This window comes from Flavobacterium sp. W1B (genome assembly GCF_047344965.1).
GTDB lineage: Bacteria > Bacteroidota > Bacteroidia > Flavobacteriales > Flavobacteriaceae > Flavobacterium.
Genome location: NZ_CP178845.1, coordinates 3,097,041 through 3,112,708, shown reverse-complemented (window position 1 = coordinate 3,112,708; position 15,668 = coordinate 3,097,041). Strand labels below are relative to the sequence as shown.

Below are 15,668 nucleotides of genomic sequence, written 5' to 3'. Positions count from 1 at the left end.
CTTAGTTGTACAAATTACGGTTTTAAATAATAGTTGACTTTTTTGTTTTAATTAGTTTAAAATCAATTAGTTGAAATATATATTTGTCTCATAAATTTACAAAATAAAAAGTAATAAATTACAGTTGTTTTAAATGTTTTTTAATCTTACTAATTTATTTTTCAGTAAAATTTTTTGAACCGCTTGTAAGGGAAATAAGTGACCGTATTTAGTATGAATCTTGCTGCCCAATACGAAAGCCAATTCATAAAATAAGAGGAAATATTGTTTCTTTTTTTAAGGGATTCGGGAGTTATTTTTTCACATTGAGTTATTATCTCGTTGAGGTGTAGCAAGTAGCTATTTGAAAAAGCAATCGATTTGACTTCTGCATTCATTTCTAGACTTCCGTAAGAACTTAAATTATTCAGATTGAAAGAACCAATAGTGGTCCAGCAGCCATCAACTACGGCAGCTTTTCCGTGCAATATGGTTTTATTCCATTCGTATAATTCAATATTTTTATCAAGAAGTGAGGAATAAATATGACAACTAGCTCTTCTGGAAAGCGGAATGTCAGATATTCCGGATAATATTAATTTTATCTTGACTTTATTTTTAGCCGCTTTTTTCAACGAATTACTTAATCTTCTTCCGGGAAAAAAATAGCTTCCTACAATAATGATTTCTTTCTGCGCATTGCTAAAACTATTGATATAAGCTTTATAAATTTCATTTCTTCTTTTCAACCAATCGTTTTGAATAATACTCACTGTGGTATCTTCTTGTGTAAGAAAAACGGATTTTATTTTTTTTCGGAACAAATGTCTTTTTTTAAAGAACAAATCCCTGCAAAGCAATTGGAGCATTTTACTAATATTTGAATCATTAATTTGTATGGAATAATCCAGCCAAGGTGCTGTGGTGGCTGTTCCGAGATATTCATTGGAAATGTTTATTCCTCCAATTAAGGTCACTCGGGCATCAGAAACAACCAGTTTGTGATGCAATCTTCGGCCGATATATAATGAGTTTGCAGAAAAGAAAGGAGAAAAAAAACGAAAATGAATTCCCATTTGAGTTAATTCATTGATTTCTTTTTTAGGAAAGGAGAACGAGCCAAAGCCATCTAATAACATATATATTTTTACATGACGGTCTGTCGCTTTTTTTAACTCTTCGAGGATTCTTTTTCCTGCGGAATCATTTTTAAAAATATAGAATTGGATGTGAATTTCGTATTTTGAGTTTTGAATAATTTCTTCCAAACGGGAAAAATAATCCGTTCCGCTATAGACCAATTCCATACTTCCTACGGCTTCAGTGATATAATTACTGGTTGGCATACGTTTTTTTTGGTTTAATCTCTTTTATCAATAAAAATTCTAAAAGATTCTCGGTATCTAAAGTGCCTATAAGTTGGTTGTTTTCCATAACGAGCATTAAATTGGATTTGTTGCTGTAAACCAATTCAAAGATGTCTTCCAAAAGTGTTTCTACATCAAGAAAGATTAGGTTTTTGTTCATAGCAGAATGTATAGGCGAATTTTCTCCATTTTGAGAAAGTGCCATTATCATTTGATCTCGGTTTAATGTTCCAACCGGTTCATTGTTTTCTGTTATCAAAAATATCTTGGATTGACCGTCAAGCAATAAGGCAACAGCAGTTTTTATGGGTTCATTAGCATCAATGGCGAAGTACTGTTTCATCAGTACATCCCTTACTTTATAGCCTTTTAGGATGTATTTTGATTCGGTGTATTCGGTTTCCATCTGTGCGCCCATTATGACAAATAATCCTATAAAAATTAAAAATGGGTTAGAAAAGAATCCTAAAACAATGAATCCTATTGCCAAAAGTTGTCCAACGCGTGCCGCAATTTTAGTTGCTATATGCCTTTTAAATTTGAAAGCTAATAATGCTCTGAGGACTCGACCACCATCCATAGGGAAAGCTGGAATCAAATTAAAAACTGTCAGCGCAATATTTACGATGAAGAAATTGAGAAAAAAATTATGTGCATTAATTCCCCCTGATAATTGTGCAGTCAATAATTCGGGATTTTCAGGCATCGTAATGAAAAAACCAGTTAGTATTGCTAAAGCCAGATTTACCATTGGTCCAGCAAAGGCAACTATCAATTCCTCTGAAGGTTTTTCAGGGATTCTCTCTAATCGGGCCAATCCGCCAATGGGTAACAAGGTAATGTCTTTGGTTGCAATTCCGAAGTTCTTTGCCGCTAAGGCATGTCCTAATTCATGTAAGACAACAGTGATAAATATACTCAGAATGAACACCACTGACCATATAATCTGAATTGTATTATAACCCGATTGGTAATTAATAAAAATAATAAATACAATGAGTAATGAAAATGTCCAATGAATAAACAAACCAATTCCTGCCACTTTTCCGAGTTTGAATGTTCCTTTCATTTTTTTGAAATTTTAATACTATTAGTCTATAGTAAGTTTTAAAAAAGCACAAAAGATTAAAAAAACAGTAAGTTGTAGGATTTTTTCAAAAAAGAGGTGGGCATAACTCAATACTAATTTACGATATTTTTTTGAAGAATTGGATATATTTGAGATTAAGAAATAACTCTGTTTTTTAGCCTTTTTAGGATTTAACTTATTAAAGATAAGTATTTTGTGTTCTGTTATTTATTCTGTCTAATAATCCATTTCTCTATTTCCACCGCCCAAAAAACAATGCTTGATACTAGAAAAGTAAGTATTAATTCATAAATTGTAAGGGCTTGTGTTTTGAAAACCATATTAAAAAAAGGAGTGTAAATAATCATTAATTGAAGTAAAATGGTAAGAACTAATGCGCCCAAAAGAGGCATATTTGAGAATAGACCTATTTTAAAAAAGGATTCCCGTTCAGAACGAATCGCCATTACATGTCCCATTTGACTAAAACAGAGAACTGTAAAAGCAATTGTCTGCCAATGTTTGATATTGGATTCTATAGCCCATGCTTGTATTCCTAGGGTTATCATGCCCATTAAAAATCCAACCCATAAAATGTGAAAGGCCATCCTTCCGGAAAAAATATTTTGTTTAGGATCCTTAGGAGGATGTTTCATAATATTTGGTTCTGCGGGTTCATAAGCAAGGGCCAATCCCGGTAAACCATCGGTTACCAGATTGATCCATAAGATGTGTATAGCTAATAATGGAAAGGGTAAATCGAAAAAAGGAGCAATAAAAAGGGCGCAAATTTCCCCAAAATTACCGGTCATTATGTATTTGATAAATTTTAAAATATTTTCAAATATCATTCGTCCATGCTTAACGGCAATGACAATTGTAGCAAAATTATCATCAAGCAAAATCATATCGGCTGCTTCTTTAGAAACCTCTGTGCCATTAATTCCCATAGCGATACCAATATTGGCACTTTTAAGAGCAGGTGCATCGTTTACTCCATCACCTGTCATGGCAACAAATTGTCCTTTGGCTTGGAGTGCTTTGATGATTTTTAATTTTTGCTCTGGATTAACACGGGCATAAACACGAACCTTTTCTACTATATTCTCAAACTCATTTTCTTTTAATGCGGCAAGTTTGGATCCACTTAATATTAAGTCTTCTTCGGATGTTATTATTCCCAGTTGTATCGCAATGGCTTTAGCGGTGAGTTTATGGTCTCCGGTAATCATTACAGGAATAATTCCGGCTTGTTTGCAGGCGGTAACCGCTAATTTTGCTTCATCGCGAGGCGGATCAATCATCCCTGCAATACCTATAAATGTCAATGAGGATTCTATATCATCTATGTTGAAAGGTTCGGGCAAAGTTTCTATTTCTTTTATGGCATAGCCAAGAACCCGATATCCTTTATTTGCCATTTCGTTCGCTTTTTGCTCAAAATCAGAAATTAATGCTTTTTGATTCTCAGCAAGCTTGTTCATTAGCATATCTACGGCGCCTTTGGTAATAACGATGATTCCTTTCTCGGTTTGATGCAAAGTGGTCATGCATTTTCTTAAAGAGTCAAATGGGAATTCGGCCACTCGGGGAAATTTTTTCTCTAATTCGATTTTTTTGATATTCCTGTCAAATGCATATTGCATCAAAGCTATTTCGGTGGAATCACCAAACCACTTTCCCTCTTTTCTTTGGGAAACATCATTGTTAAGAGCCAAGGCATTGAGCAAGCTATTATTTTGAAAAAGAAGAGATTTGGTTGCAATGTTTGGAGTAATATAGATTTCCTGTACGGTCATTTTATTTTGTGTAAGCGTTCCTGTTTTATCCGAGCAGATATAGGTGACGGAACCGAGTGTTTCAACTGCCGAAAGCTTACGGATAAGTGCATTATTTTTTACCAATCGCTTGGCGCCAAAGGCAAGAGTAATGGTAACTAGTGCCGGTAATGCTTCGGGAATAGCAGCTACTGCTAGAGAAATGGATGTTAACAGCATCATTATAGCATTCTCTCCGCGCAACCAGCCTATCAGGAAAAGCAGGGCACAAATCAGAAGAATAATGATTGATAATCGTTTTCCAAAAACGGCTAATCTAATTTCCAGCGGAGTCAATGATTCTTCTTTCTGGATCATTTCGGCAATACGACCGAGTTCTGTGTTCATGCCGGTTGTGGTCACAAAAGCAGTACCACGACCATTAGTTACCGAAGTGCCTTTGAATCCTAAATTAATGCAGTCACCAAGGGAATAATTTTCATTTGGCAGTAATGCTTCCGAGATTTTTTCTATCGTCTGTGATTCACCCGTAAGTGTTGATTCATCAACTTTTATCTGATATGTTTCAATAAAACGAACATCGGCAGGAATTCTATTTCCAGCTTCTAGTAAAACTAAATCGCCTGGAACCAGATCAACAGTAAGAATTTCGATCGTTTTCCCTGAGCGGATAATTCTTGTCTTGTTTGGAATTATAGTTTTCAAGGCCTCCATTGCTTTTTCTGCTCGGTATTCTTGAATAAATCCTACAATTGCATTGATTATAATTATGATAAGTATAATTATGGTATCTGTTAGATCTCCTATAAAACCTGATATAATAGCAACTATAACAAGAATGAGAATCATAAAGCTGGATAATTGATCCAGTAACATTCGAAAAATAGATTTTTTTTTAGTCTCCTCAATATGATTTTTGCCATATTGTGCTAGTCGTTGCGAAGCAATAGTTTGATCAATCCCGGTAGGAGTTGTTCCCAACAATCGGGAAACTTCAGAAAGAGGAAGTAAGTGCCAGTTCATCTGAATCTATTTTAATGAATGATTCGGTCTGTTTTTTTTTAGAGTTTTAAAGGCATTAATCTTAATTAAAAAGTAATAGAGACTCAATTTTTCAAGATTAAAATAAACTGAAAAGGTTCAAATCTAGATACAGATTAAGAAAAGGGATTGTTAGTTCAGTTCGTTTTCAGAAATACCATTGTATGCCCACTCATTTAAATTAGCAATAGTGGTAACGGCAATTGCCTGTAAAGCTTCATTGGTCAAAAAACCTTGATGTCCGGTAATTAAGACATTCGGTTGGGAGCGGAGAATAGTAAACAAATTATCCTCAATTTTTTTGTTAATGTGATTTAGAAAAAAAATCGATTTTTCTTTTTCATAAACATCCAAACCGGCTGCGGCAATAGTGCCGCTATTTAATGCCTCTATTAAATCTTCGGTGTTTATAATCATTCCGCGAGCAGTATTTATAAGAAAGACTCCTTTTTTCATTAGTTTAAAAAGACTTCTGTTGAACATATATTTTGTTTCGGAATTTAATGGGCAATGAATTGAAATTACATCCGAATTTAGACATACCTCTTCTAAAGATTTATAACTAATATTAGTTTGTTGTATTAGTTCTTTGTTTTCTATAGGATCATAAGCCATTAGTTTGCAGCCAAATCCATGGATTATTTTTGCAAAAGCCGAACCTATTTTTCCTGTTCCAATAATTCCAACTGTTTTTCCATGTAAATCAAAACCAATTAAATTATCCAAACGATAATCTTCCATCAGTATCAACTTTTGTCCCAAAATTAATTTCCGATTTAATGCCATAAGTAAAGTAACGGCATGTTCGGCAACTGAATAGGGAGAATAAGCTGGTACATTTGCTACTTTAATTCCTAAAGATCTTGCCTTTCTCAAATCGATATTATCGTAGCCCACAGAACGTAAAGCAATGTACTTAATGCCGTAGCTGTATAATTTTTCTAACACCGATGCCGTTGCATTATCTGATGTAAAAAGTGAAATTGCTTCAAAGCCATTGGCAAGATTCACCGTTTCTTCCTTTAATACTTGCTTGGTATATACTAATTCCAGTTTACCATGAGTTGCTTTTTCCAGGAAAGGTTTATCAAAACCAGATGTGCTGTATATTAATGTTTTCATTGTCTTGCTTTTTTATTTTTAAAATAGAAAGCCATCTTATGTAAGTTATTCCGTTTTTTAGATTGATTTACTGTTAGATTCCAAATGCATAATAATAGATAGTAGGATTCCCTGCATATTTTCCTTCGATCATTATACCTCCTTTTTGATCATCGATAGCTTCTAGAAATGATTTTACGGTGCTTACCGGTCTTCTGTTTACTGATATTATTACAAATCCCACTTGTATGTCGGTTAAATTCTTCAATTTTCCGTCATATAGTTTGGTTACTTTTAATCCTTTGTTAATATTGTATTTTTTTTGATCTTCTTTGTTAATTTCAACAAGTTCAACACCTAACTCTTTTAGTAGGTTTGTATTTAGAACTGGAGCGCTTACTATATATTTTTGGAGAGTTGCTGTCAATTCTTTTTCGTCATTACCGTTTCTGATGATTCTTATTTTTACTTTGTCTCCGGGACGTTTTCGAGAAACAATTTCCTGAAATTTTGAAGTACTAACTGTTTCTATGTTATCGATGCTTATGATTACATCTTTGGCTTTAATACCCGCTTCTTTGGCGGCTCCGTTTACCATTACGCTGTCTACATAAATTCCATTGGCGCGATTAATTTTTATTTCCTTAGCGAGTGTACTGTTTAGATCATGGATGCTTATCCCTAAAGCGCCTCTTTGAACAGCTCCATAATTCAAGAGATCATTAGTAACTTTTTTTACGATATCTACAGGAATAGCAAAGGCATAACCGGCATATACTCCGGTAGGTGTGGCTATGGCAGTATTGATTCCGATTAGTTTTCCTTCTAAGGTCACCAGTGCGCCACCACTATTTCCGGGATTTACGGCCGCATCTGTTTGTATGAATGATTCTATGGCGCCTTGTTCTTTTAGAATGTTAATATTCCGAGCTTTGGCACTTACAATTCCGGCGGTAACGGTTGATGCCAGATTGAAAGGATTGCCCACGGCTAGCACCCAGTCGCCAACTTCTATTGTATCACTATCACCAAATTGAATAAAAGACAGGTTTTTTTCGTCAATTTTTAGAAGTGATAGATCAGTTAAGGGATCAGTACCTATAATCTTGGCAGGGTAGGATCTCCCGTCAAATAATGTAATGTTAATTTCATCGGCACCATTTATCACATGATTATTAGTAACAATGTATCCGTCAGCAGTAAGTATTACCCCAGATGCACTACCAATTATGGGTTCAGAGTCGCCTTGAGGTGATTTTGGATTTTGGAATTTGAACCCTCTAAAAAAAGGATTGTCTTTAAAAAAATCTTTAAAAGGATCGGGGATATCATCTTGATTGCTATTATCGTATTGTTGCGGTACTCGCGTTTTAAAAGTGCTCTTGATATTTACAACTCCAGGCGTGGCTATTTTTGCAGCAAATTTGAAATCAACAATAGCGGTTGGAGAAATTGTGGCAAGATTAGAAGCCGTACTTTTTTGGATCTCCTCTATGTCTTTTTCGTTTTTCTTTTCCTGTGATTGGCATCCTTGAAATAATAAAAGAACAAGAAATAAAAACATTAAATTTATTTTATTAAATGATCTCATGGCTGGAATTATTTTATTGAACATTTATTTTTTCTGCTTCCAAAATATTTTCTATCCCTTTGATTAATGCATCGGGATTAAAAGAGATGCTATCGATACCTTCTTCCACTAAAAATTGTGCAAATTCGGGCATGTCGCTAGGCGCCTGACCGCAAAGGCCTACTTTTATATTGTTGCGTTTTGCGGCTTGAATAGTTTGTCTAATTAAATTCTTTACCGCTGGATTCTGTTCACTAAATAAATAGCTTACCAATTCAGAATCTCTATCAAGGCCAAGAGTAAGCTGCGTTAAATCATTAGATCCGATTGAAAACCCATCAAAAAGTTGAGCAAATTCGTCAGCTAACAGTACGTTAGAGGGAATCTCTATCATAACATAGATCTCTAATTCATTTTGACCTTGTACTAATCCGTTTTTTGCCATTTCCGAAATAACTTTTTTGCCTTCTTCTATTGTTCTGCAAAAAGGGATCATCAGTTTTACGTTGAGGAATCCCATCTGATTTCGTACTTTTTTCATGGCCTCACATTCCAAGGCAAATCCTTTTCGATAAAAATCACTGTAATAACGAGAGGTACCTCGAAAACCAATCATAGGATTTTCTTCATGGGGTTCAAAATACTTCCCACCGATGAGGTTGGCGTATTCATTGCTTTTAAAATCGCTCATTCGAACAATAACATCTTTTGGGTAAAATGCGGCGGCAACAATGCAAACGGCTTCTGCCAGTTTATCAATAAAATATTTTTTGCTGTCGGTATAATCACCAATCATTTCTTTTATTTCAGCGATAACAGCTTTATCAGTTACTTTCTCGGGTTCGCATAAAGCAAGCGGATGTATTTTTATTGTGTTGGAAACTGCAAATTCCATTCGCATTAATCCCACGCCTTGATTGGGATATTGACTCAATTCAAAGGCTCTTTCTGGGTCGGCAATAATAAGCATAGGATCTGTTTTGGGCATCGGCAGTTGACTGAAATCCTGCTCCGTTATTTCCCATTCTAATAGGCTATCATAAATATGACCTTCTTTTCCTTCTGCACAGGAAACGGTTATTTGCTGTCCGTTTTTTATATGTTTCGTAGCATCGCCACTTCCTACTACGGCAACGGTTCCGAGTTCGCGAGCCACAATGGCGGCATGACTCGTGCGTCCGCCTTTGTTGGTAATAATTGCTGCCGATTTTTTCATAATCGGGTCCCAATCTGGATTAGTCAAATCGGTAACAAGGATTTCTCCTTCCAATAATTGATCTCCTTCTTGCGGACTGTGTAATATTCTGGCTTTTCCGGAAGCAATTTTGTCCCCTAATGCTATTCCTTTTGCTATTATTGTTCCTTTTTCTTTGAGCTTGTAAATTTCTCGAACTTGTTTCCGAAGTTTACCATGAATGGTTTCAGGGCGTGCTTGGACAATGTAAAGTTTGTTGTTTAATCCATCTTTTGCCCATTCAATATCCATAGGTTTTTTATAATGTTTTTCGATAGTATCGCACCATTGGGATAGTAGTATTACTTCGGAATCATTTAATGAAAATTGCTTTTGTTTTTCTGTTAAAGTTGTTGTGTTAATTATTGTATTCTTAGCTGAGGTAGATTTTTCAGCATAAATCATCGTAAACTCTTTTCTGCCACATTGTTTTTTTAGAATAGGATTCCAATTTTCATTGTGCAAAGTAGGTTTGAAAACCATCCATTCATCAGGGGTTACAGTACCTTGAACAATATTTTCTCCAAGTCCCCAACAGCTGTTAACGATAATTGTATTTTGAAATCCGGTATCGGGGTCTATGGTAAATGCCACGCCAGAAGCCCCTTTGTCACTGCGTACCATTTGTTGAATTCCTACCGAAATGGCAATGTCTATCTTTGCAAAACCCATATCATGGCGGTATTTTATGGCGCGATCCGTAAATAGGGAAGCATAACAGCGAAGTACGGCATCGAGTAATTGATTTTCGCCGTTAATATTTAAAAAAGACTCCATTCTGCCGGCAAAACTGGCCGTTGGTAAATCTTCGGCAGTTGCACTGCTTCGTACTGCTACGTCAAGATTTTCGATACTATTTTGGTTACTTAGGAATTGATAGGCTAAACGAATTTCATTTTCTATTACTGCAGGCAAGTTGGCCGATAAAATTATTTTTCGGGCTTTTTTGCCAATTTCTGAAAGGTTAGCATAGGTTTTCAAATCAAGGGAAAGCAATAGATCGTTTAGTTTCTTTTCGATATTGTTTTCTTTTCGAAATAATCGATAAGCATCGGCGGTCAATGCAAAACCATTCGGGATGTTAATTCCAATAGGATTGAGCTGATTGTACATTTCACCCAATGATGCATTTTTGCCACCCACTTTATCAATGTCAGTGATGCCAATTTGATCAAAAAAGAGAATTTGTTTAAAATTTGCCATGCCTTTTTAATTGATTTTAGATACTTGATTATTCGGTATATAAAAAATTAGGAACATCGGTGTGGTTCAATAGGCTAAACAATAGCTTTGCAGAAAAGCACACAGGCAATTTGGGGATTTATCTGATTCTCGACAGTAACAAGGTGGATAATAGTGGGTTTTAGCTCCTTGAAACTGTTACAGTAAATTTAATCAATTTATTTTTTTGATTGCAGAAAAGAGACTGTTATTTTGAATTAATTTTTATTTTAAATACTTGTTTAACAGTGATTTGTGGTTATTTTTTGTTTTTTTTAATTTCCCTTTTTCAAACTTTTTTATAGTAAAATAGATTAGAAATATTTGATACGGATGGTACAAAAGTTGGGGAATTAATCATTAGCTATTATGATCTTACTTTGATTGTTGATTCAATAGAATTGATTGATACTTTTAAGATAAGTATCAATGTATTAGCTGAAATTTCGGAATGTTTTTAGCTTTAATAAAGACATTCAAATTCTAATAATAAATATCTAAAACGATATTCTTTTTAGAATTGTCAATTAGCTTTTCAATTCTTTTATAAAATTTTTCATTAACCATCGGACATCCAAAACTGTGACATATTTGGTTTTCCTGTTCTTCATAAGGTACATAGCTATATTTGTGAAGTACAATGTTTCTTAAAAAAGCATTGTTATTTGTGTTGTCTAATCCATGCATTTTATATGCTTTGCCAAATTTCCCGTTGTAACTTTTCCCGATAGAGTATTTTCCTAATGCGGTACATAAGGAGTTATTTTCATTGCTGAATTTTTGTTTGCCATCGTCTTTTATTTTTGAACCTAAACCATGAGCAACCAAACCTTGGTCAATTATACTGTCATTTTTTAAGTCATAAATGAAAAATCTGTTTTTTCCGGACATAATTTTCATGTCAATAAAAAAGGCGATTTCAGTATTGTAATTAGGATTATTACGAACTAATTTCTTTATGAGATTCACGTGTTTCAAAAGTTTTTCAGCTGATGAATTATCAGATTCAAAATGCATTGGAGAGTTGTTTTCAAAACCTTTGGAAAAAATTTTTAAACTTATAAATAGTAGTCCTATTGAGACTAATATAAAAATTATTCTTCTCATTAATTTAGTTGTTATATAGACGATTTGTTTTTTGCTTTTAGGATTAATTAAGATGCTATATTTCTTTTATTAATCCATAATTTGAGGCGGTATATTTTTAAAATGCAAATGTTATAAAATAAAATTCAATTATGCAAGTACTTGTTGTATAGATTGATATGTGTTTTTTTAGATATTTATTTTTGATTGTAATTTTAAAGTATAAAGTCAGTTTTGTCTTAAATTTATTCAGACATGAATTTTTAAGGGAGATGAAAAAAGAGCAGGATGTGATTTGTATATTTAGAGAATATGAACGAATAATAATAAATAAAAGAGAATAACAGCATATTTTTTTATAAAAAAATGAGATATATTTGGCATTATTGGATTCGGTCAATTTATTTGAACAAATGAATGGATTGTAGTACAGATTAATAATTTTTTAAATAGCAAAAGGGTCGTTTCTATCCTTAAATTAGATTCCATTTTATGAAAAAAGCAATAATAGTTAGCCTGCTCTTAGGTATTGTATTGAGTTGTAAGGGGCAAAAATCAGCAATTTCAACTAAAATGGAATTGGCAATTATTCCACAACCAAAATTAATAGAAACCTCTAAAAAAGGACTTAATATAAAAACACTTAATGAGTTAGAAATACTTTCGGATTGGAGTGGTTTAGGGGAACTGTTTGTTGAGTTTAATCAAAAAAATAATCTAGCTGCCATTAAGATCGTCGAAAAAGCGAAAACTATTGCAATCCGTGTAAAAAAAGTTCAAAATCGAAATCTTGAATCTTACAAATTACTTATAAATGAGAAGGGAGTTCAGATAGAAGCTTCAGATTATGGAGGTGCTTTTAATGCTTTGCAAACATGGAAACAGCTGGTGTTACATGCTGAAAATAATAGAGTAATGCAACTGAAAATTGAAGATGAGCCCCGATTTAATTATCGTGGATTGATGATAGACTGTAGCAGGCATTTTTGGACAGTTAATGAATTAAAAGAAACCATTACGCAAATGGCCTTTTTTAAACTTAACAAATTGCATTTACACCTTACAGATAATAATGCTTGGAGAGTAGAGATTAAAGCGTATCCGAAACTCACCACTGCCGGCACCTATTATAAGGATTATCCGGACTTGTCTAATAAGTTTTATACCCAAGAGGATTTGAAGGAAGTTGTTGCTTTTGCGGGACTACACAATATTGAGGTAATCCCAGAAATTGAAATTCCAGGTCATGCTACTGGTATTCTTGCCGCTTATCCGGATTTGTCCTGTACAGGAGGTGAATTTGAAGTGTATCCGGAAGAAATGCCGTTGAAAGACCGAAAAAGAGGAAATATAAATATGTTTTGCCTTGGAAATCCTGAGGTATATACTTTTTCGGAAAAGGTGATTCAAGAAATTGCTTCTATTTTTCCTTCCCAAAAAATACATTTGGGTGGTGACGAGGTACCAACTGATATTTGGAAAAAATGCGAAAAATGCCAAAAACTACATCAGAAAGAGAATTTAAAGGAATGGGGAGAATTACAGGATTATTTCACCAAAAAAATGTCGAATGTTGCCAAGAAATATGGCAAAACGATGGTGGGCTGGGATGAAATTAACGAGCGACACGCCGCTTCAACGGATGATATTATTATGGCTTGGCGCGATTATGGATTCAATCAAGCGGTAGAAGCTTTAAAACGTAATGTTCCTGTAATAATGGCGCCACAACATGGCTGTTATTACGATTGGGGTTATGCTGGAAATGCAACCCGAAAAGTATATGAATGGGATCCAATTTCATCCGAAATGGAAGCGCTGAATAAGAATAACTTAGTTTTAGGAGGACAGGCTTGTTTATGGACAGAGCGCGTAAGTACTCAAGATAGGGTAGAGGAGATGTTGTATCCAAGAATTACGGCTTTGGCCGAAGTCCTTTGGTCTCCTAAAGAAAGTAGAAATTGGGATTCTTATCTAAAGCGATTGGATCAAAATTATGACCAAATGAAAGCCTTGGGGATTAACTATTATTTTGACGATGCCATTAATGAAACCGAGTTTAAACCCAAAAAAGAAAAACCCGCTTTGGTTAGACATGCTTGGCTGACAACCAATCTTCCGAATCATGGCAATTACCATCTCGAATATATATTTGATGGTAAATCAAATTCTTTTTATTGGGGAAGTAGAAGTATTGGTGTTGGTGATTGGTACCAAATTAAATTGGGTGAACCGGTAAAAGCAACAAAGATTTCTGTGATTACGGGTGATTCAAAAGATTATATTCAATATGCCGATTTACTAGTTTCGGAAGATGGAGAAACCTTTCAAAAAATAGCAGCTTTTAATGATGATGGAATGGCTATAGCGGCTTTGGGTGGGAAAACCATTCGAGCAATTCGTATTGAGGCTACTAAACAACATAGCTGTTGGCCGGTCATTAAAGAAATTAAAATTGAATAAATAATAATTAAAAAGCCTATAAATCATATGATTTATAGGCTTTTTAATTTAAAAAAAATTGTGGAGTCGCCGAGAATCGAACTCGGGTCCAAACAAGCAACTAAAAGGCTTTCTACACGCTTATTTCCTGATTGGATTTTCGATAGTGCGCTAGGCCAGAAACAGCCACACACTACTTATCTTCTTAATTTCGAAATCCACCCGAAGCATATGGAAATCTAGGTTTATTTTTACGGTTCCCCTGTACTGACCGCCACAAACCAAGGCTTTCAAGGAGAATCCAGCTTTCCTACCTTGTAGGAACGTGGCGTAATCGTACTATAATTCGGATTATGCAGCTAAAGCGTAGTTATTTTCGCCGTGTAAAATTGTAAGATCTTATATTTACGAGCAAGGTCTCAATGCTCGGCGTGCTTACTTCTCAATTCGACTTGCTGTCAAAACCAGTCGACCCCTTTTTAAAATTCAAAAATGAATTTGAGTTGGCAAATGTACAACTAAAACTTGTAAAATTATACGAGAACTCTAAACTCTATAGCAAAAATTATTCCTCTTTTTCATTTTTGTCTAAACGGAATGGATAGTCTCCAAATAATGGAGATAATTTTCTAATTTGATATGTTTTTGTAGTAAATTTATTAGATAGGGCAATAATAGTTACATTTTCCTTTCTTAAAGTGATATAAGAAGAAGTGTTACCATGCCACCAACCATTGTGAAAATAGAAATTCTGACCTGTTTCCCAATTAATCATGCGAATACCCAGACCATAGTTTTTTATTCCTTTATGCTCGTTACTGTATCCCGTATAGACTTGTTCCAGTAATTTCGGATTTAAGAAATCAGGAGCATTTCTGGCCTCGTCAAATTTTAATAAATCGCGAGGTGTAGAATAGATATTTTTGTCTCCATAAATAGCATCTAGAAAATCTTTGCCAATTTCAACTTTATTTCCTTTGTAAGAAGGAACGATGCTGTCTTTGTCTTTTTCATAATCAAAAACAAAGCTGTCTTTCATTCCAAGAGGCTTGAAAATCATTTCCTCCATTGCCTTTTTATAACTGAGCTTTGTTACTTTTTCAATTATTAATGCCAACATGGCATAATTAGTATTGCAATAATTGAAACGAGTATCTGTTTTAGATTCTAATCCAATGTCTTTAGTAGCCATTAAGGTTAGAATATCTTGATTTGTTAGGATATTGTGTCTGTCCCAAATTTCTTTTTTATCAGCAAAATAGGCATAATTGCGCATGCCGCTTCTATGATTTAAAAGCATTTTTATGGTAACATCCGGATAAGGAAATTCCTTAAGAATAGTATTTACCTTTTGATCTAAATCAATTCTTTTTGCATTTATTAATTTTAAAATTGCCGAAGCAGTAATTACTTTACTAACCGAGGCTAAGTGAAGTGGAGTAGTAGCTGTGATGAGTTTTTTAGTTCTGAAATTGGCATATCCTTCATACTTCTCATAAATAATCTGACCGTTTTTGGCCACAAGAATACTTCCGTTTAAACTGTTGTTAGGCCAAGTTTTATTGTAGAATGATTCAATTGATCTTTTTTTAGAGTTGATGTATTCGGGCTTTAATTTGGGAAGTTCATTAGCTAAAGGCTTCATTATAGGTAATGTACTTTTTGGGAGCTTGTCATCGCTTAATTCTACTTTCTTTTTCTCTTGAGCACAGGAAGTCAATACCAATGTAAGGACAAGTATTTGTAGTATATTTGCTTTTTTTATAAAATTCATTGTTTG

Annotated in this window: 9 protein-coding genes and 1 other RNA gene; 1 reads left to right on the top strand and 9 read right to left on the bottom strand. The window is 34.2% G+C overall.

What is annotated here, in order from left to right; translation table 11 throughout:
• Positions 1 to 161 precede the first annotated feature (161 nt).
• The 7 genes from ACMDB5_RS13540 to ACMDB5_RS13510 form a co-directional block, all read right to left on the bottom strand.
• The gene (locus ACMDB5_RS13540; RefSeq protein ID WP_413998790.1) at positions 162 to 1,325 is read right to left on the bottom strand and encodes a phospholipase D-like domain-containing protein; all 1,164 of its coding nucleotides are present in this window, start codon (positions 1,323 to 1,325) and stop codon (positions 162 to 164) included.
• Positions 1,312 to 2,415 (bottom strand): site-2 protease family protein, encoded by a 1,104-nt coding sequence (locus tag ACMDB5_RS13535; protein ID WP_413998789.1) that lies wholly within the window; start codon positions 2,413 to 2,415, stop codon positions 1,312 to 1,314. Before ACMDB5_RS13535 ends, ACMDB5_RS13540 begins: the two co-directional genes overlap by 14 nt.
• Positions 2,416 to 2,639: 224 nt before the next feature.
• The gene (locus ACMDB5_RS13530; RefSeq protein ID WP_413998788.1) at positions 2,640 to 5,216 is read right to left on the bottom strand and encodes a cation-translocating P-type ATPase; all 2,577 of its coding nucleotides are present in this window, start codon (positions 5,214 to 5,216) and stop codon (positions 2,640 to 2,642) included.
• Positions 5,217 to 5,366: 150 nt separating this feature from the next.
• Positions 5,367 to 6,356, bottom strand: coding sequence for a 2-hydroxyacid dehydrogenase (locus ACMDB5_RS13525; RefSeq protein ID WP_413998787.1), 990 nt, complete (start codon positions 6,354 to 6,356; stop codon positions 5,367 to 5,369).
• A gap of 73 nt (positions 6,357 to 6,429) precedes the next feature.
• Positions 6,430 to 7,926, bottom strand: coding sequence for a trypsin-like peptidase domain-containing protein (locus tag ACMDB5_RS13520; RefSeq protein ID WP_413998786.1), 1,497 nt, complete (start codon positions 7,924 to 7,926; stop codon positions 6,430 to 6,432).
• A gap of 13 nt (positions 7,927 to 7,939) precedes the next feature.
• A complete protein-coding gene (gene ppsA, locus ACMDB5_RS13515; protein WP_413998785.1) occupies positions 7,940 to 10,342 on the bottom strand; it encodes a phosphoenolpyruvate synthase in 2,403 nt (800 codons plus the stop codon).
• A 501-nt stretch (positions 10,343 to 10,843) separates the two neighbouring features.
• The gene (locus ACMDB5_RS13510) at positions 10,844 to 11,377 is read right to left on the bottom strand and encodes a murein L,D-transpeptidase catalytic domain-containing protein (protein ID WP_413998784.1); all 534 of its coding nucleotides are present in this window, start codon (positions 11,375 to 11,377) and stop codon (positions 10,844 to 10,846) included.
• A 561-nt stretch (positions 11,378 to 11,938) separates the two neighbouring features.
• Here ACMDB5_RS13510 and ACMDB5_RS13505 point away from each other — a divergent pair.
• A complete protein-coding gene (locus ACMDB5_RS13505; RefSeq protein ID WP_413998783.1) occupies positions 11,939 to 13,909 on the top strand; it encodes a family 20 glycosylhydrolase in 1,971 nt (656 codons plus the stop codon).
• A gap of 58 nt (positions 13,910 to 13,967) precedes the next feature.
• Here ACMDB5_RS13505 and ssrA read toward each other — a convergent pair.
• Positions 13,968 to 14,364, bottom strand: a transfer-messenger RNA (tmRNA) gene (ssrA, locus tag ACMDB5_RS13500).
• 89 nt (positions 14,365 to 14,453) lie between these two features.
• Complete coding sequence (locus tag ACMDB5_RS13495) at positions 14,454 to 15,662, bottom strand: serine hydrolase domain-containing protein (RefSeq protein ID WP_413998782.1); 1,209 nt, start codon at positions 15,660 to 15,662, stop codon at positions 14,454 to 14,456.
• Between the last annotated feature and the right edge of the window lie 6 nt (positions 15,663 to 15,668).